The following is an 18681-nucleotide window of genomic DNA, read 5'->3' on the forward strand; positions in this document are numbered from 1 at the left end:
TTGAGCAATTAGCGTGAAAAATTAAAACCCACGGCCCTGCCGACCGCATCTTTTCCGAAACGATTCTTAATATTATCCATTGCCTGATAAAGGTTGATGAGCTCAGCATTATCCTCAAATAAATTCATCTGATAACTACCGTGGACAAGATCAGTAAATCTTAAACCCACTAAACGGAGACGCATCCTTCGCACATATACCTTATCGAAAAGTTCAAGCGCAACTCTTGCCAAAGTATGATCAGATGATGTATAGCTTACACGGCTCTGTTTGGTTTCGGTATCAAAATTTGAATACCTGATCTTAATTACTACGGTTGCTGCCAACCATTTTTCTTGGCGAAGCTGATGGGCCAACTGTTCAGCCATTCCCGAAATAATACTTCTAACTTCATACACATCCATCGTATCGCTATTAAAGGTTCTTTCTTTTGAGATTGATTTTCTCTCTGAATATGGTACGACAGGAGTTTCATCAATTCCATTGGCTTTCTTCCATAGATCAACACCATTCTTTCCGATCATCTGTTGGAGCACCTCAACCGGCATTTCAGATAAAGTGCCTATAGTTCTTATTCCAACTCTTGAAAATAGCTGAAAAGTTGCATTCCCTACCATAGGCATCTTTTTGATCGACAAAGGGTTTAAAAATGAATGAACGCCTACTGAAGGTATCTCACGATGACCGTGAGGTTTGGATTCCCCCGTTCCAATTTTGCTCACTGTTTTATTTATTGACAACGCATAACTGATCGGAAGTCCTGTTTCTTTTTCAATTCTGGCACCTAACTCATTCGTCCATTTATATGCCCCGAAAAATTTATCCATACCGGTAAGGTCAAGATAAAACTCATCGATGGAAGCTTTCTCCATTACCGGTGCGCTTTCTTCAATAACTTCTGTAACAGTTTGGGACATCTTACTGTACAATTCCATATCGCCCTTCACTACTTTAGCCTGTGGGCAAAGACGTAGCGCCATTTTCATTGGCATGGCGGATCTAACGCCGAAAGTTCTTGCTTCATAACTACAGGAAGAAACCACACCGCGGTCTCCTCCACCAACAATCAATGGGATACCATTAAGCTGTGAGTTTACAAGCCGCTCGCAGGAAACAAAGAAGGTATCTAAATCCATATGTACGATAGACCGATTCATGTTTACTAAATTATTTAGCAAAATTGAGAAGATTTATCACAATTTATATTACTTTTGTTGTGATAAATTGTCACAAAATGTCAACACTCTCTATTCTAGCGGATAACATAAGGTATTTGCGACTTAAACAGGCACCTAATCTCTCACAAGAAAAAATTGCTGAGAAATTGATGATTTCCAGAGACTCATACGCAAAATATGAGACTGCGAAATACACTCCTCCCCTGGATGTATTGTTAGCTATTTCCCGCTATTATCATATCAGTACAGATCTATTATTGACTGTTGACCTAAGAAAATATAAACTGGAAGAAATGCTCAATCTGCCGGATAACAGAATACTGCTTCCTATAAAGACGGACTCATTAGGGGAAAACAAGATAGAAATAGTTCCTTACAAAGCTAAAATGGGCTATCTTAAAGGATATGCAGATCCTGAATACATCGAGGGGTTACAGACAATGTCTCTTCCATTTCTAAGAAATGGTAAGTATAGGGCTTTTCCCGCAGAAGGCGATTCCATGCCCCCTTACAAAGATGGCACGTATGTTATTGGAGAATACGTAGAGCGTATTAGTGATATAAAATTAGGTAAAGTCTATCTCCTTATCACGCGCACCGATTTTATATTTAAGCGGATAGAAAGCGTAAATAAAAAGTCCATCACCGTGAAATCAAATGAAAGCTTCTATGAAAACTATGAAATTCCTTTTTCTGACTTATGGGAAATCTGGCAACATGCTGGCAGCTATTCACCTCAGGAACTTGAAATTATTGACTTTGCAAGCGAAGATGTAAAATCAATGTTATTGAGATTAATGCAGGAAATAAAGGAATTAAAGGCAGCTATAAAGAATTGAGTGAATTTAGGAAACAATCGGGAGGATGTCACCTGAGGAGACTCCCGATTGTTTTTGAAGATAACTGTTGCTATTCAGATTCATATTTAACCCAGGCACAGCCTGAAATATAAACTGCAAATTCGGTATCCCCAATGTGGCAGATCGTAAACTCGTCTTCCCTATCCGTATTGAATTTTTTAGTGAATTCTACACCCCCAAAAATAAACTTTTTATTCTCCGGGAGCGATCCTAGCGTTATTTCTTTCGTCATTATCCCAAAAATAATAAACAAAACACAGAGATTTTACGGTTTACCGTAATTCTTTGAAATAATCAGATTTATATTTTGATCAGCTTCGATATAAAAGAAATATCCGAACTTTTAACTATGACCCTAACACCAGAAGGATATTCTATCATGACTGGAGTTTCAGCATAGTTAGAATCTCCTTCCACTGCATTCCCGTTCATTAATTCATTTCTCACAATCTCCAGTGTATGACTTTGCGGTGGAGTTGGCTCATGAAAGGTTTCTGAATTTTTCACTTGAACAGATAACATCGAATCGGAGACACCATGTTGTTCCAGATATGGATTGATTGGTTTTCCGGTTTCTTTGTGCTTCAAATATGCAAAATAGCTATATGGTCGTGGTGTAAAATTCAAAAGCCAGGCCGCCATTTCTATAGCTAGTTCAGAAGTATTCTTGTCCTTTTTCAGAAAGTAAATTAAAGGCTTAAATTTTGCCGGATTTATCATTTTAACTTCCAAAAGCGAAACCTCATCCTTCATGGACTTATCCATGAAATTTTTGAGTGTACGCATATCATAATGGTTTGAAATTTCCATGTAGCTCATAATACACTCATTTCTAACCTTTGCTGGGGTTAAGTACAGCATATTATTTGAAATTATCCCTTGTTCTTTGAGTGTCAAATAATAGTTTCTTACAGCATCTCTATATTCATTCGTCATAATTTGAATTATTTATATGTCCTAACTATGATTTAAAGTTCATAATTTTTGGCATAATTTAATAATTCCGGACTGCTATAATACTATAATATCTTTTGTTAAATGGAAATTTATTTGAGTCTACACTTAAAAACTAAACCGAACTAATGGGACAACCTCGTGTCTTCATATTTTTTTCGTTCAGTTTTCAAAGAAACCAACCATTCCAAATACATTCCTTCAGGCATATTTCGATAACCTATTTCATGAATATGCTTATATTCTTTATTCAACAAAGAAAGCAATTCTTTTGCTTTTGGTTCAGTAGCAACTAATTTTTGATATTGCTCCTTATGAGTTTCAGCTTTTAAAATCAATGCGGTCACTAAATAAGGATAAACCTGTAAAGCTCTTTCCGCACATTTCAGGGCGAAGCTTCCATCATTTTCGGGAAACGATCTCTTGTAGCCATTTGCAAGATCCACCAAACATAGGGCAAGACTTTCACGATCAGTTAAGGCCTTCATATAAACACCGTTCTGTATCGCATCCAAATGTATAAATCCCGATGCCATAAGCCATGCATCCTGCGGGAAAACACCACTCGTCAATTCCGTATTGTACCAACCTATTGACTTTATATTATGCTTAATATAGATGTGGTTTGGAGCTAGCGCCAAACTCGCATCAGCACCAATCTCTTCTGCAAGTATTTTATATAGGTATGGTAGAGAATTACAGTTACCTTTCTGCGTATTGACCAGTTTGGAAACAAAAAGGTTTGTTAACTCTTTATGACCAAATACGTCATTAAAATCATAAGAAAAGGGTTTATAATGAAGCGTATCCTTATTCATAACAATCGGTGTTTCTTGGCAGATAATTGAAAATATAGCGGCATATTTACTCACAGCTACTTTATCGTTTCCGTCATAGGTCAAGTCTCTACTTGCTATAATTTTTTTTGCAAAGTTGGCCATGAATTTTATTTTCCGGTTTACTTCGACTGTATCCAGCTTACCTTGATAATAAGCATCTTCAACACTTAGCACAGCACTTTTAAAACTATAAGCCTGTTTATCAGCCAACATATTATTTATCGTCTGAAAAGCATCATCGTAAAACTTATTTTGCTGTGCTTTGGCAAAATTGGTTATTGAAAGAACTAGGGTAATAATAAAGTATTTCATAATTTGGAACTCTTAATCATAAAGAGTATTAGATTTTATTGTTATCAAGATGATCAATGATTTCGATCACCAATACATCATCGGTTTTTTTATCATATTTCGCAAGGAACAAATCTATTAGTCGGCTTAGTTCTTTCAACGAGCACAGACGTTCATAACTAATATTATCCTCTTTTAGCAATTCTCCCATGCCTCTTTTTGACTTAAAAAACCGATATTCTGTATCTGTACTAACAGAATGTTCTGCAAAAATTATAATCTTGTCAAAATCCAGCTCTATATACTGATCGCCTAACAAGGTAGCTAGTGAATTGCGTCTGATTGCTTTAATAATATTTTCTAATTTCATCTCTATCGCATTTCATAATTAATTTCATTCAACAAGGTTCAATACTTTCCAGCCATCCTTGCCAGAATACCATACCCACAGTCTATTTATAGTAACTGTACCGTCACTGTAAATAACCTTCTCCTCTATTAATTGCTGATCTTCTCTTTGATATTCCATGGTGAAAACCCTGTCTAAACCTTCAAATTTGGGGAACCCATTTAACTCTAACTCTTCAAAAAATGATACTTTCAAGGCTGATGTTATCATCTCATGGGTCTTCTCATTAATCTCCACAGAATGTTCTACCATAATGTTCTCAGCTTCCTTTCTGAAATCTTTACAGGAAATAATTCCATCAAGATCTTTGTGACTATAAAACTCCTCAATAGCTAAAATTGCACCTTCAGGCGTAGACCGGTCTGGTCTGAAAAAATCATTCCCTTCATCAATTCGAAATCCACATTCTATTTCAAAATTGAGTTTTTCCTCTTCTCCCAGCGTATTCCAATAATGTCTTATAGAATAGCCTCCAAGCATTCTTTGCCCCTCAATAATCATCCAGTCTATAGCTGTATTTAAAGGGACTTTTTTCGGCTCATTATTTTCAGACAAAACTCCACAGTAATAGCTATCTTCAATCCTAATATTTTCTAACCAGACAAAAATGCCATTCTCATTCTGAAATTTGATCGCAGAATAACCAGAATAACCACTTTTAACAAGCTCGTTGAAATACCAGATTGTGTTTTTTGCTTTATATAATAAATAGAGATATTCTTGATTTACCTCTAACTGAAAACTTTTATTCATGTTTCACAGGTGAATGTCACCGTTGTTTTAGGGTTACATTATTATAGTCGAGCAGACATCTTTTAATTTATAACTTTACACATCGCATTTTGGGTTATACAATGCAGTTCAAACAGATCAATTTATCGAGGATTATTCATCACAAAATAGCTCTTATCCACTGTGCCGATTTCAAAAATCGTTTTGCTGTATCATCCCCCCATTGCGCCCCATAATCAAACTCAAAGTTTTTGCAATTGTCATTTTTCAAAACTGTATTGGCGGTTAGTAAAAGCTTTTTACTATCAATAGTTCCTGAAAGCTCCTGAAATTTCTTCTTCCAACCTGCGGATGGATTAGCACCACGCCCAGTGTCAAAGAAATTAATAAGCTGAACTTTAATGTCAAAATCATCCCAATCGTCTTCAGCAATTTCTAAATTAAAAATGCCATTCAAGATTTTATAACAGCCCTGCTGATTTTCCACTTGAAATTTTTTCAGATAATCAATTAATGCGACATCCTTAGGCGAAACCAATTTCAAAATCTTTTTAAAACAGATAATATCATGGTGAAAGGTCTTTTGCTGAATAATGTGCAATATATTTTTCAAAGTTGAAAACTTAACTTCGTTAGTAGCCTGTTTAAAAATCCCACGAACATGTTCTATTTTTAGAATGTCTTCTATGAAATTACTGTTGGGCGAAACGAAATAGTTATCTCTAAGATAAACAGTAATATGAAAAAAATCTTCTGGCGAATAGACAGTCATCTTATCATTTACTAACTTGGATATCAAATTATCTCTGAGTAAAGCTCCTAATCTGGCTACATATAACGATCTTAAAAAAGCACCATTAAATTCGTTATTATAATTTAATAACTTAGGCAAAATGTATTTATAGCTTTTTCGCTCAATTTCTGCTGAAATCAGTTCGTTAAAAGCGATTTCGAGGTCCCGTTCTGTCGTTAATTGTTCTACTATATCACTAGTTGCATCTTCATGCTTAAAAAGTAATAAGTCAAACCAGTTTTGGATTTTAATGAAATCACTCTCAGAAATAGCTAGTTCCCTAGCCAAGATTCTTGATTTTGCCAGTTCATCTTTTTTAAAGATTAAATATTTTTCATCCATTGCTACGACTTTCTATGGTGATATTTTATTTATATCTATGATCGTTGAGTATCATAAACCAATAAACCATCATCGAACCAAACATCTTCATAGCCTTTATTGTCAATCAAAAATCGATTGCCAGGAGGAAGTCCCAAAAATTTTACTATGTCAGGAAAACTTTCCAATAAATGAAAAATATGAATTGGTTTAAAAAAATCTTCGGATTCCGAATACTCTCCGGCCCATATATACCAGCCAGAAGTATCTCCTTCGGGAAAATGTCTCAATCCATTTAAAGGTATTTCACCACTATTGAAGTTATCAGATATACCAATTTTCAAATCAAGGCTTGTATTAAAAAAATCCTGATTATATTTTATGCAAATCTCTTTTTGCTCTTCTATATATTTATTTTCCATTTGTTCTTTGTTGTATTATTTTTTTCATTTCCTTAGAGTATTGACTCATTGCTGCTCCTTGTTTTGCAGAACAAGTTTGACACTGAGAATTCACTGCATTTAATGATTTCATTCGTTTTGTATCAATAGTCCCCGTTTGGTAATGTTCTTTGACAAGTTCATATTTATGATTTGCTACCATTTTTGTATCTGTAACCCCACAAGTGACGCAAGGCTCTCCTTGAACTGCCGCACGTTGTGCAGCGGTTGTAGCATTATTAGGTCTTTTATATAGTGTATTTGTGACCGGTTCTGTAAGAGCATTTTTTGTGCCACTTGCTTCTGCACCCAACAATGGAGCAACACTTCCAGCCATTTCAAAAGCCTTCCCAACTGGCGTAGTTGCGCTTGGGGTATTCACGTTCATATTTGGATCTGGACTAAAAGTCGCAATCATCCAAACGTCATATATGCCATTAATAGCTGAACCTACTGCTGAAAGTGTAGAAGAAATGGCATCTCTTGTAAAATTAGACAGTTGAAGAGCACCTGTAGCCCCACCCGCTGGAAGTGATTGAGCTTGGCCATTAAATCCTAAGTAAACAGCACCAGCATCACCTCCTTGGCCTTGTATAGTCGCATTACTAATTACAGATCCGTCAGCTTTATATTCACTAAAACCTTTTGATTGATAATTATCTGCTGTTAAATCACTTTGCCATTGCCAGACATTATCTTTACCTAATCCCCATCCTAAGCCTTCTCTTCCATCAGGATCAATATTGCTGATAGGATTATTAAATACATAATTATATGGCGTCCAGCTTGAGAACTCTTCACTTAGTGGGTCGGGACTTATCCAACGACCATGTGTATCTCCAATTGGTTGGGCATCTGGATCGTCGAGATCGACTTCCAGAAAATCGACAACCTCACCCTTTTTGACATTGAAGCGTACTGATCCGATAGTGACAACACTATCCTGATCGTGAAATTCAAGGTATTTTCCTTTGCTTAATGTTGCAACTTTTGGATAGTACCCATATTTTTTAAAAGGATTTCCAGCAGCAATATTCTTTCTCCTTCTCTCGGCCTCTTCCGGACTAAGACTATCTCTAGTTTTTAGAACTTCCGCCATGTAAGGACGGGAGCGCTCTTCTTTTGTCAGCTTAACAGGATTGATCCACTCCTTTTTTTGGCTAACCTTTTTCTTGTGATTTACCTGCGCTTGGGAAAAGCTTAGCAGGAACAACACAAGAAAAAATAAAATCTTTCTCATAATTTATTTGTTTTTGGTTAATGGTTAATAATTCTCTAAGTATTCTATAATCTTTAGGCTTTTCCTTTTTTGGCGGCACCGGTTTTGGTCGCTCCTTCGCTTTCCTAAGTTTCTGCGCATTTATGATTTTAATACGCTCGGCGATTTCGTCACTTTTTTGCTTGTTTTCTGTACTCCTTAATGAGCCAAGCCATTTTTCATATTGGTCAAGTGGCATCTGCGTAAAGCCTGATTGGTCTATATAATCGAAGTCAGACTTAATTTGAAGAAATTGTTCTTCCAATGGTGGATAATTACGGATATTTTGTAGCTGATCCTTATTTTCAGGATCAATACCAAATCTAGCACAGGCTTGCATAAAGCGCATTTGATCGGTATTGCTCTTCCATAGCGTAGCATTAATATTATTTGGATTTAATGCTAATGCTTTATCTAAAACTTTGGATACAAATTCATCATAACCATATTTATGAATATATCCACTGGCAAGATCAACATAGGTCTGTGATAAGATCTCCTGCTTACTTAGGTTCTGCATATACAATTTATTCTTTAATGCCTCAGCCTTGATATAGCCAGAATTAAGCACAAATGAATTGGCAGAAAACATTCCATTGGTGAGCTCTACACTTAGCATTTCACCATCAGCATCTTTAAACCGAATGTAGGAGTGATTAGGAGACATAACCAGATAAGCTTCTGCACCGATCTGTTCAGCTAAAATAAGGTATAACAAGGGCATCGAATGACATTGTCCTGTATTGGTTTTCATCAACTTGGAAACAAACATTTTGGAGTAATCCTTTGCGCCCATATAATCATCAAAATCATACTTCATTGCTTTATGCACTACTTTTCCGTTAAGTTTACTGTCTTCCGCGAAGTATTTGAAAATGGATAAGTTTTTAGAAACATTGTCGGAATCTTCAATTCTACTATTTTTTATTTCTTTACGAATGATATTTGTGGCTTTCTGGATTTGACCCTGATAAGTTACCTGAAAATTTCTATCATTGTTATTGTATGCATTTTCCACTATAAAAACTGCATCAGCAATTGAATAACTTTCAGAATCAAGTTTTGAAAGATGTTCAAATGCATTGTAATATGCGCTAGTTCCTTTCTTGTCTGACAATGGAGATAGCTTAAAATTTCTTGAAAATGCTTCCGCACGAATCTCTGCCATCTGACGTTCAACTTCTTTATTTAGATGCTCTTGATCGGACTGGTAATTAACTTTCTTCTGTGGATTTACATAATTTGGGTAATTATTCATTCTAGAAGACAAATTGGATGTCTCATTCCGAATCACCGGAACACTATTTAAATTAGCTTGCTGAGGAGTTTCAGGAAGTTTTGGTAATCGTTGTCCATAGCAATAACATCCAACTATAAAATAGTAAAGTAAAATAATTTGTCTCATCGGTTTAATGTGTTCTTATAGGTCGATTTTGGCTTCGCAATATATTTATTTTATAAAAACTAAAACATAGGGGTTTTCACGGAATTTTGAATAATTCTCTCTGTTTAGCTTTTCATTTCTAATTCTTTAAAAACAAAATTAAACTGCGATAACGCCAAAACCTGTCGTAATATAATAGATGTTATTACGAATTTGCGCTCTTGTACTTTTTAGGGGTAAAATACAAAAGGCATGGAACTATGACGCTATGTTAGAGAGGTACTGCGAGAACCCGACAACCATATAGACGACCTAGCCCATGCCCATATAATGGTACACGGGCGTAAGTCTGTCAAAAAATGGTTGTAAAGAAGATTCGCAGTTTTCTCTAACCAGTTGACAGCTTACGCTTTATTTGTTTTCGATAAATTTTAGGATGTAAATATATAAATATTTTTTAAACGAAATTTAATTTCACCATCAAAGGATGTAATTACACATATCGTAGACAATTATTGAGCAATTCCAATTTCACATAAAATTATTCAAACAATTGCAAGATTTAATGCAAATCTATTACAAAAATTAACTTTTTCAATAAAATATAATTAAATTTGTAAAGCGAGACTTCCGAAACCTTTTTAATGACTTTCTTCTCTAAACATATAATTGATGTCGAGGATATGTATAAATCCATATATAATACATATCGGGAACGTGTGTTTCATTATATCAATGGAAAGGTTAAGGACAGAAATGATATTCGTGATATCGCACAAAATGTGTTTTTCCATCTATGGGAATATAAGAAGTCGCTGGGAGGTGCTAACACTGAAAATATAATTTTTAAGACCTGTAATCAAGAAATTTCAAAATTTTTCAAAACACAACGAAAACATATATTTGAAAATAATTATAATATTTCCGAAACACCTGATGATGCTGTCGATCAGCTGAATTCTAAACTCATTAAAGAACAACAATTGCAAGCAATGCAGGATAGCATTGAGTTACTTCCGACTTCAAGTAAGAAAATGTTCACTATGAACAAGCTTGAGGGCGTCACTCAGGAAAAAATTGCGGTTCAGCTTAATTTGTCAAAAAAAATTGTGCAAAAACAAATTTCAGAAGCACTAATTTTTCTTCAAAATTTTCATAAAAACTCTTAAAACGAGTTAAAGTCAGTTAAAAAGAGTTAAATAAATGCTCCAAGAGGGGATCTTTTTTCATTTCGTTCCTAAATGTAATAAAAGACCCCTTTCTATGAACAATAATGAACCTTACATAGAACCACTCACCCCCCAGGAGGCAGAAGAAGATTGGCTCGCTATTATCGCTCGGATAAGAGCCCACGAAGCCAAAAAGAGAAAAAGAAAAATCACCCGCTTTGTATCTGCAATTGCAGCATCAATCCTGCTGTTAATCGGTACTATTATAACTTACAGAATGTATGTGTTACCTGACATATACTTCGCTAAGGATAATGATTTGGCAATAACCTTAACGGATAATTCTCATATTACCCTTTCCAAAGGTGCAAAATTAACAGTATACAAAACCTTTCCTTCTGATACAAGGGATGTTTTTCTTGAGGGTAATGCAGTCTTTAAGGTCAGCAAATCAAAAGAGCATCCATTTATTGTACATGCTGGTTCCTACGAAGCTAAAGTTTTAGGAACTGTATTTAAAGTGGTGCAAACAGGGGCTACTTTTAAAGTAGATCTGTATGAGGGCAAAGTTCAGGTGAGCAACTCTACAAAACCCAAAGAATCTTATATCATACGGCCCAAAGAAACATTTTCAAATATGGGCTCCAATCAAGTTGCTACTGTAGTACCAACAGTCCATGACGATTTCAAAAAGAAAAAGATAAGCGCTACGCTAGCTTTTACCGACTTCTATTTACAGGATGCCTTAAAGATCATAGAAAGGACTTATGGGATTAAAATCATATTTCCCGCAGACCGGGCCTCTTCAAAAATATCTATTTTGAGTAAGGATGCCACGGTAGATGAGCTAATGGAAAATATTTCTATACAATTAAACCTAAATATAAAAAAAGCCAATGTTAATACTTTTGAACTGGAGGAGTAAACTCCGGTCTTTGATTACTGCGGACATGATCCCAGACATTTGCCCTAAGTTAGGTTGGACTTAATAGAGAAGACCGACGGGCGCAACCGTCGGTCCTGTATCCAACTAATAAAACTGAACGGAATTATTAATTTTTAAATACATGCAAAAATATGAAAATTTTATGCAGTGCCGCTGTATTTCTATTATTCGGCTGGCACGGGCTACATGCCCAACAGAATCTCTCCCAAATGAGGGTAAGTTTTGAAATCGGTAAAACTCCTGCAACAAAAGCAGTTGAAAAATTTCTAACCAAAAATAACATACCGTATAACTACTCTAATGATGACCTCAAAAATTATACGGTTCAACCGCTAAAGTGTAAGAACGAACCTGTAATTGATTGTTTAAACAAGCTATTAAGAGATATACCAGTTGAAGCTTTAATAAATAATAATAGTGTTATTATTCGACCAAAAAAGAACAAGATAACATCTGATAATATTGAATTGTCTGAACCCTCTATCGCAAAAGCAGATACCTTACGCGAAGCATCTAAAACTCAAACCATTGAAGAAGTTATCCTAAATGCTGGTTACTATAAAGTGAGAGACAAGGAACGCACTGGTAGTATTTCTAAGGTAACAGCAAAAGAAATAGAAAACCAGCCTGTTACCAATGTGTTATCAACTGTTCAGGGGCGTATGACAGGGGTCAACATTATTCAGAATAGTGGTGTACCTGGCGCAGGATTTGAGATTCAGATCAGAGGACAAAACAGCTTAAGAACAGGAACTTTTACAGAACAAAACGGTAACGTCCCTCTCTATGTTGTGGATGGCGTTCCCTTTAGTGAAATAAGTCCCCAGAAATCTCAGATCTCATCGACAATCATACCCGGAGGGAATATCAACCCATTAAATACAATCAATCCAAATGATATCGAAAGCATCGAAGTACTAAAGGACGCCGATGCCACAGCAATCTATGGTTCAAGAGGAGCGAATGGTGTTATACTGATCACTACAAAAAAAGGTAAATCCGGCAAAGTAAGCCTGAATTTTTCTACCAATTATGGAATAAGCGAAGCTATATCCAATCTTACCCTGCTCAATAAAGATGAATATCTAAACATGCGCCGTACAGCCTATAAAAATGATGGTATTACTGCCTACCCATCAAATGCCTATGATGTAAATGGTGTGTGGGATCAGCAGAATGGAATTAATTGGCAAAAAATTTTGATAGGTAAAAAGGCTACGACCAATAATACCCAGCTATCAGCAAATGGAGGAAGCAAAACCACAAGCTTTCTGGTGAGTTTAGGTCATAACGAACAGACAACGGTATATGGACAGGATTTTAAATACACTTCTAATAATTTTAGCTCAAATCTATCACATCGCTCAGAAGATAACCGATTTCAGATCAATGTTTCAAATTTGTTCACACAACAAAAAAATAATGTTATTTATAGTGATCTGACAACAAGAGCGTTTACACTATCTCCTATATCACCTCAGCTCTACACCCCTGATGGTAGTCTGAACTGGGCTAACAATACATTTACAAATCCGCTAGCAGCCTATAATGCATCCTATAACAATGACACAAAGCTGTTCCAAACAAATTTAAACTCAGAATACAAGCTTTTTAAAGACTTTAAAGTTAAGGTTAACGCAGGACTAAATTATACGACGGTCGATGAGTTGGCCCTACAGCCAAATACCATCTATAATCCTAACATTGGAAGTGGCCTTTCGAGTGCAAATTCACAGGCACGCCAGAAAAAACAGAACATTTTCTCCTTTATTATAGAACCACAGGTGAACTGGGCAAAAAGCTGGGGCAAACATAATCTACAGATTCTTTTCGGAGGAACTTTTCAGAGTATGGTCAGAGATACCGAAGAAGAGCTGGGTTTTGGTTTTGAAAGCAATCAGTTCATCAGTAATATAGCCGCTGCAAAAACTATAATGATGTTGGAAAACTCCAACATTGAGTACAAGTACGCCGCAATCTATGGTAGGCTTAACTATCAATTTAAAAATAAATACATACTGAATTTAACAGGCAGACGCGACGGTAGCAGTCGTTTTGGCCCCAATAATAGATTTGCAAATTTTGGTGCCATAGGGGCAGCCTGGAATTTTTCGAAAGAAAACCTTTTAAAAAATATGGAATGGTTGAGCACAGGTAAGTTACGTGCTAGTTACGGATCTGCTGGAAGTGACAATATCGGTGATTTTCAGTTTCTTAACAATTATATTGTTTCATCAACATTGATCTACAACAATATTACTGGCCTATCTCCTTCCCGTCTTTACAATCCGGATTACAGCTGGGAAATAACGAAAAAAATGGAGGCCGCAGTTGAACTGGGCTTTTTTAAAAATAGATTAAACCTCAGTACAGCCATGTATCGCAACCGCTCTTCAAGTCAGTTGGTTGGATATCAGCTTTCCGCAGTGACAGGCTTTTCCAGTGTTATGGCAAATCTGAACGCGACTATAGAAAATAAAGGACTGGAAATAGAAATCACAGGTCGCCCGATCGCAAAGAAAGACCTGCAATGGGAATCAAGTTTTAACATAAGCTTCCCCAGTAACGAGCTGCTATCATTTCCCGGACTGGCAGGCTCATCCTATGCAAATCAATATGTTATTGGCCAGCCCACAAATATTGTAAAATTATATCAGTTCGAGGGAATCGACCCTTCAACCGGTCAATATAGATTCAAGGATTTTAATGGTGATGGTAAAATTACTAGCCCGGAGGACCGACAGGTTGTAGCCGATATTGGCATCAAATATTTCGGTGGATGGAGCAACAATTTCCGATACAAAAACTGGGATTTATCAATTCTCTTTCAATTTGTTAAAAAGAAAGGTTGGAATTACAACTCCATCATGTCACTTCCGGGAACAATGAGCAATCAGCCTACACAAGTACTTGACGTTTGGTCACCACAGAACCCTACAGGTTACTACATGCCATACAGTACCTTAAACACGAATATACATAACCTATTCCGTATTAGTACTGCCGCAGTTTCTGATGCTTCCTTCATACGTTTAAAAAACATTCAGCTTGCGTACACGCTACCACTAACTGAGGGTACATTCAAAAATGTAAAAATTTACTTTCAGGGCCAGAACCTCTTCACCTGGACAAAATTTTTTGGCGTAGACCCTGAAGCATTGACATCTGGTTTTTTACCACCACTCCGAACATACTCTTTCGGAATTCAATTTAACCTTTAAAAAAAAGAAAATGAAAAAGATAAATTTTGTCATACTGATGATATTCATTTTAACAGCCGCATCATGCGATAGATTATTAGATGTAAATACACCTGACAACCAGATCGACCAAAGTAAAGTTTTCGAGGATATTCAGACAGCAAATGCTGCTCTTGCTGCACACTATGCCGACCTGATGAAAAGTTCCCCAATTGCGGGCGGTGATCTTGAGACTTATTTGAGCTCATATACAGATGAACTCCGAAATTATACGACAACCGCATCTGATAGCAGAGATCTGTTTTTAAATCTGCACACAGATACAAACAGTATCATGCTGAACGCGTGGGCAACCGCTTACAAGCACATCTACACTGCGAATGCTATTATAGAGGGAATTTCAGGTTCACAAGGAATTTCAGCCAGTGACAAAAACTGGTTCCGCGGGCAGGCTCTACTGACAAGAAGTATTATGTTCTTCTATTTAAACCAACTTTATGGAGATATTCCCTATCCTGAATCAACAGATTACAAAGTCAATAATGTCATTGAAAAAACATCATCAATCACCGTACTGACAAATTTGGAACGTGATCTTCTGGAAGTCTCTTCGCTACTTCAAAATGAATATAAAGATCCCGAGAGGATTTACCCGAACAGATTTGTAGCGAAACTGCTACTGGCTAAAGTATATATGGCGAGGCAGAACTGGGATAAAGCTGAAATTTTATTGAAAGAAATTATACAGAGCCCCATGTATCAGATCGAATCTGACATTACAAAGGTTTTTACAAAATCTGGAAAAGAAGTAATATGGCAACTAAAACCTAACAACAATGCTTCTTTACAGCAGGCCACAATATTTTATTTCACCAATTCATTACCAAATATTTACGCAATTTCGGAATCGTTGATCAACACATTTCAGGATAATGATCTCCGTAAACAGAACTGGATAGGACGTGTAGATTTTGGTGGCGTTTCCTACTACAGAGTGGAGAAATATAAAAATCGTAATAACACCAATACCAACGAATATTCGATTGTGTTTAGGCTTGAAGAAGCATATCTCTTACTGGCAGAAACACTTGCTCAGGAGAATAAGGTTGATGAGGCACTGCCCTACGTCAATGCAATAAAACTGCGCGCGCAACTTGCTCCTCTTACAATCCCAATCGCTAAGGAACTACTTCTGCAGGAGATCCTACTTGAAGATAAGAGAGAATTTTTTGTGGAAATGGGACATCGTTTTCTAGATTTAAAAAGAACAGGAAAATTGAACACGCTACAAGCGACAAAACAAAACTGGAAAGATTTCCATCAATTATGGCCAATACCTCAAAAAGAAATTCTTTTAAATGCTAACCTGAAACCTCAAAACCCCGGATATTAATGTTGACTACAATAAAAATATTACTGCTGTTTACAGGCTGCATTTGCGTTTCGGGACAAAGCTATCCGGACACTATAACAGCCTGGAAAACGAAGTTCGCCAAATTGGGAGGAGCACCAAAACTTTCTCCCGCAGGTAAATGGATATCTATCAATAAATTTTCCAGGAACGCCACAGACACTACCTACGTTGCTGAAAGTCTGTCTGGAAAAAACCTCCACAAAATAGCGGGCAGTGCCACCTTTTTAAATGACCAGCTCGTCATAGGAAAAAATAGGGATAACGTTGAAGTTATCAATCTTAAAAATGGAAGTAAATCTTTGCACGAAAATATCAGCAATGTTTATGCATTAACTGCTCTAAATCGATATGCTCTGCTAACAAGGGCAAAGACAATCGAAATATATGATCAGAGCGGTAAATTAGAACAGTTAAACAATATCGAGGGATTTGGTATCAATAAACAAAATAGATTGTATGTGGTACGCAAAGTTGAAAACAGCCATGAAATCTGGGATCTCTCCTCGAAACATATCCGTTGTGCTTATAGTACACCTCATAATATAAGAAAAACCGATATTAGTATTTCTGGTGACAAACTATTTATTACCGAAGGGATTAAAGGTGAGCCAGATGACCAGCTTGTAATTGTTGGAACAACTGGAACTGACATTAAAATTCCAATACCCAAACTGGCAGAAATAAGTTTTACAGAAATCCAGAAAGGTAAGGCATTCCTACTGGAGGCGAAGGTTAAATTTGACGAGATCCAGAAGGAGGATGTAGAAATTTGGTATGGTAATGATACGTATCTGGGACAGGATAAACTGTATTTTAAAGCCAAATCACAAAAATTCTGGTTTTATAATCCGACTAAATCCATTATTAAAGAGTTAACATCGACCAAAGGATTCGAAGTTAAAGCGCTAAATAATGAAAGATTTTTCTTAACCTATATTCCCCGTAAAGACTTCAATTACCTGACATCTAATCTCAGTCCAGAAGACCTCAATGATGCCCATATATATGATAGCTTTTCGGATATCTTCATCCCCATCGGCAATTTTAAAGCGGTCAGAAGGTTAAACCGCAGAAAGGTACATAAAACAATTTTTGAACAAGTTATATCTTCGCCCGATGGCACCAGATTCCTTGCGAGCACAGATGGACTTAAATGGACTTTATTTGATGTTTCAGGAAAAACTAAACGTGTAATAGACAAGGAAGGATTAGAGCTTCCTGTCTTTTCGCAAGACGGTGAAAAAATCTTTTTTGAAAGTTCGGATGACTTCTGGATTTATAACCTCAAGAAAGAACAGCTTAGTCCAATGAATATTGCACATGGTCAAATAACTAGGATTAAAAACAACGTTTATAAAAATGATAACCGCGCTCCATCTCTGTCTGTGCAAGAACCACTGTTAGTTGAAGGTTATAGTTTGCTGAACAATACAACCTCCTACTACCTTATCGAAAATAGAAAATCAAAAACAGTTATTCCGTCTACTGATAATCGGATCAACCACATCGTATTTGATCAAAAGTTTAGGAACTTCTATACAGTAGAGGAAAATTTCAATAAACCACCGTTTTTACGGCATTATAGTGGAGCAAAGACAGCAAAGATAATCATGGAATGTTATTCACATGATAAAAGTGCCAAAAGGATCAAACAGGAAATCATTTCTTTTGATGCCATCGGAAAAAAACTAAATGGCATTTTATACTATCCTACTAATTTTGATCCAAAACGGATATATCCAATGGTTGTTCACATCTACCAAAGACAAAGACAGGAGTCAAATGAATATCTTTCACCCAATAATGAGTTTCCGGTCGGATTCCAGATAAGGACTTTAATTGAAAGGGGTTACTTTGTCTTCCTACCAGATATTTTATATAATGACTCAGGTACCGGGTTATCGGCGCTAGAATGCGTAGAACGAGGTTTAGACCGCGTGCTGAAGAACCCCAATATTAACGCGACAAAAATTGGGCTCGGGGGCCATTCACATGGTGGATATGAGACAAATTTTATCGCCACCCATTCAAACCGATTTGCCACATATGTCTCCGGAGCTGGTAACAGTGATATTATTCGCTCTTACTATTCCTATAATTACAACTTTATCAGTCCCTTTTATTGGCAGTTTGAAAATGAACAATATGAACTGGGGAAATCCGTTGCAGAAGACAAGTCTTTATATCTGAAAAACAGTCCTATTTTAAATGTAGAAAAAGTGAATGCCCCAATACTTCTTTGGGCAGGCAAAAAAGATGAAAATATTCAATGGGACCAGGTAATGGAATTTTTCATAGGCTTAAAACGCTATAAAAAAGATGTTATAGCTTTATTTTATCCAAACCAAAGCCATGCTTTTATCAACGGTACATCAGCTGAACAAGATCTTAGTACACGGATAATACAATGGTGGGATTACCATCTGAAAAATGAAAAAAATATAGACTGGATCAATCAATTGAAAAAGGATGCCGATTAGGCATCCTTTCTTT

General features: G+C 36.3%; 16 protein-coding genes. 6 read left to right on the forward strand and 10 right to left on the reverse strand.

Annotated elements, in window-relative coordinates; translation table 11 throughout:
- Positions 1 to 8 precede the first annotated feature (8 nt).
- Entirely contained in the window at positions 9 to 1157 is a 1149-nt protein-coding gene (gene dinB, locus NBX25_RS09935) for a DNA polymerase IV (protein WP_250253535.1), read from the reverse strand.
- Positions 1158 to 1234: 77 nt separating this feature from the next.
- On the opposite strand from dinB, the gene NBX25_RS09940 reads away from it, so the two are divergent.
- Positions 1235 to 2017: an XRE family transcriptional regulator gene (locus NBX25_RS09940; RefSeq protein ID WP_123861448.1), complete on the forward strand. Its 783-nt coding sequence runs from the start codon at positions 1235 to 1237 to the stop codon at positions 2015 to 2017.
- 70 nt (positions 2018 to 2087) lie between these two features.
- Here the strand turns inward: NBX25_RS09940 and NBX25_RS09945 are convergent, their stop codons facing one another.
- The 9 genes from NBX25_RS09945 to NBX25_RS09985 all read right to left on the reverse strand — a co-directional run bounded on the left by NBX25_RS09945 (position 2088) and on the right by NBX25_RS09985 (position 9480).
- Entirely contained in the window at positions 2088 to 2270 is a 183-nt protein-coding gene (locus NBX25_RS09945; RefSeq protein ID WP_076351056.1) for a hypothetical protein, read from the reverse strand.
- A gap of 68 nt (positions 2271 to 2338) precedes the next feature.
- Positions 2339 to 2974, reverse strand: a complete 636-nt coding sequence (locus tag NBX25_RS09950; RefSeq protein WP_250253536.1) for a hypothetical protein — start codon at positions 2972 to 2974, stop codon at positions 2339 to 2341.
- A 143-nt stretch (positions 2975 to 3117) separates the two neighbouring features.
- The gene (locus tag NBX25_RS09955) at positions 3118 to 4143 is read right to left on the reverse strand and encodes a hypothetical protein (RefSeq protein ID WP_250253537.1); all 1026 of its coding nucleotides are present in this window, start codon (positions 4141 to 4143) and stop codon (positions 3118 to 3120) included.
- A 28-nt stretch (positions 4144 to 4171) separates the two neighbouring features.
- On the reverse strand, positions 4172 to 4492 hold the full coding sequence (locus NBX25_RS09960; RefSeq protein ID WP_250253538.1) for a hypothetical protein: 321 nt from the start codon (positions 4490 to 4492) through the stop codon (positions 4172 to 4174).
- A gap of 24 nt (positions 4493 to 4516) precedes the next feature.
- Complete coding sequence (locus NBX25_RS09965) at positions 4517 to 5284, reverse strand: DUF2314 domain-containing protein (protein WP_250253539.1); 768 nt, start codon at positions 5282 to 5284, stop codon at positions 4517 to 4519.
- 139 nt (positions 5285 to 5423) lie between these two features.
- Positions 5424 to 6398, reverse strand: coding sequence for a hypothetical protein (locus NBX25_RS09970; protein ID WP_250253540.1), 975 nt, complete (start codon positions 6396 to 6398; stop codon positions 5424 to 5426).
- Positions 6399 to 6433: 35 nt separating this feature from the next.
- Positions 6434 to 6799: an immunity protein Imm33 domain-containing protein gene (locus NBX25_RS09975; protein WP_250253541.1), complete on the reverse strand. Its 366-nt coding sequence runs from the start codon at positions 6797 to 6799 to the stop codon at positions 6434 to 6436.
- The gene (locus tag NBX25_RS09980) at positions 6789 to 8057 is read right to left on the reverse strand and encodes an RHS repeat domain-containing protein (RefSeq protein ID WP_250253542.1); all 1269 of its coding nucleotides are present in this window, start codon (positions 8055 to 8057) and stop codon (positions 6789 to 6791) included. Before NBX25_RS09980 ends, NBX25_RS09975 begins: the two co-directional genes overlap by 11 nt.
- Complete coding sequence (locus NBX25_RS09985; RefSeq protein ID WP_250253543.1) at positions 7978 to 9480, reverse strand: transglutaminase family protein; 1503 nt, start codon at positions 9478 to 9480, stop codon at positions 7978 to 7980. The genes NBX25_RS09980 and NBX25_RS09985 overlap by 80 nt, the downstream gene beginning before the upstream one ends.
- A gap of 662 nt (positions 9481 to 10142) precedes the next feature.
- Between NBX25_RS09985 and NBX25_RS09990 the strand changes: the two genes are divergently transcribed.
- The 5 genes from NBX25_RS09990 to NBX25_RS10010 all read left to right on the forward strand — a co-directional run bounded on the left by NBX25_RS09990 (position 10143) and on the right by NBX25_RS10010 (position 18668).
- The gene (locus NBX25_RS09990; RefSeq protein WP_250253544.1) at positions 10143 to 10628 is read left to right on the forward strand and encodes an RNA polymerase sigma factor; all 486 of its coding nucleotides are present in this window, start codon (positions 10143 to 10145) and stop codon (positions 10626 to 10628) included.
- A gap of 94 nt (positions 10629 to 10722) precedes the next feature.
- Positions 10723 to 11553, forward strand: coding sequence for a FecR family protein (locus NBX25_RS09995; protein WP_250253545.1), 831 nt, complete (start codon positions 10723 to 10725; stop codon positions 11551 to 11553).
- Between the two features lie 488 nt (positions 11554 to 12041).
- Positions 12042 to 14795: a SusC/RagA family TonB-linked outer membrane protein gene (locus NBX25_RS10000; protein WP_250253546.1), complete on the forward strand. Its 2754-nt coding sequence runs from the start codon at positions 12042 to 12044 to the stop codon at positions 14793 to 14795.
- Positions 14796 to 14805: 10 nt separating this feature from the next.
- Entirely contained in the window at positions 14806 to 16167 is a 1362-nt protein-coding gene (locus NBX25_RS10005; protein ID WP_250253547.1) for a RagB/SusD family nutrient uptake outer membrane protein, read from the forward strand.
- On the forward strand, positions 16167 to 18668 hold the full coding sequence (locus NBX25_RS10010; RefSeq protein ID WP_250253548.1) for a S9 family peptidase: 2502 nt from the start codon (positions 16167 to 16169) through the stop codon (positions 18666 to 18668). Before NBX25_RS10005 ends, NBX25_RS10010 begins: the two co-directional genes overlap by 1 nt.
- Positions 18669 to 18681: the final 13 nt, after the last annotated feature.

This window comes from Chryseobacterium sp. Marseille-Q3244 (assembly GCF_940807095.1).
Lineage (GTDB): Bacteria > Bacteroidota > Bacteroidia > Flavobacteriales > Weeksellaceae > Chryseobacterium.

Excerpts from the sequence above, each read along its gene's own strand:
- dinB (WP_250253535.1), bottom strand. The coding sequence starts at position 1,157 with ATGAATCGGTCTATCGTACATATGGATTTAGATACCTTCTTTGTTTCC.
- NBX25_RS09940 (WP_123861448.1), top strand. The coding sequence starts at position 1,235 with ATGTCAACACTCTCTATTCTAGCGGATAACATAAGGTATTTGCGACTT.
- NBX25_RS09945 (WP_076351056.1), bottom strand. The coding sequence starts at position 2,270 with ATGACGAAAGAAATAACGCTAGGATCGCTCCCGGAGAATAAAAAGTTT.
- NBX25_RS09950 (WP_250253536.1), bottom strand. The coding sequence starts at position 2,974 with ATGACGAATGAATATAGAGATGCTGTAAGAAACTATTATTTGACACTC.
- NBX25_RS09955 (WP_250253537.1), bottom strand. The coding sequence starts at position 4,143 with ATGAAATACTTTATTATTACCCTAGTTCTTTCAATAACCAATTTTGCC.
- NBX25_RS09960 (WP_250253538.1), bottom strand. The coding sequence starts at position 4,492 with ATGAAATTAGAAAATATTATTAAAGCAATCAGACGCAATTCACTAGCT.
- NBX25_RS09965 (WP_250253539.1), bottom strand. The coding sequence starts at position 5,284 with ATGAATAAAAGTTTTCAGTTAGAGGTAAATCAAGAATATCTCTATTTA.
- NBX25_RS09970 (WP_250253540.1), bottom strand. The coding sequence starts at position 6,398 with ATGGATGAAAAATATTTAATCTTTAAAAAAGATGAACTGGCAAAATCA.
- NBX25_RS09975 (WP_250253541.1), bottom strand. The coding sequence starts at position 6,799 with ATGGAAAATAAATATATAGAAGAGCAAAAAGAGATTTGCATAAAATAT.
- NBX25_RS09980 (WP_250253542.1), bottom strand. The coding sequence starts at position 8,057 with ATGAGAAAGATTTTATTTTTTCTTGTGTTGTTCCTGCTAAGCTTTTCC.
- NBX25_RS09985 (WP_250253543.1), bottom strand. The coding sequence starts at position 9,480 with ATGAGACAAATTATTTTACTTTACTATTTTATAGTTGGATGTTATTGC.
- NBX25_RS09990 (WP_250253544.1), top strand. The coding sequence starts at position 10,143 with ATGTATAAATCCATATATAATACATATCGGGAACGTGTGTTTCATTAT.
- NBX25_RS09995 (WP_250253545.1), top strand. The coding sequence starts at position 10,723 with ATGAACAATAATGAACCTTACATAGAACCACTCACCCCCCAGGAGGCA.
- NBX25_RS10005 (WP_250253547.1), top strand. The coding sequence starts at position 14,806 with ATGAAAAAGATAAATTTTGTCATACTGATGATATTCATTTTAACAGCC.
- NBX25_RS10010 (WP_250253548.1), top strand. The coding sequence starts at position 16,167 with ATGTTGACTACAATAAAAATATTACTGCTGTTTACAGGCTGCATTTGC.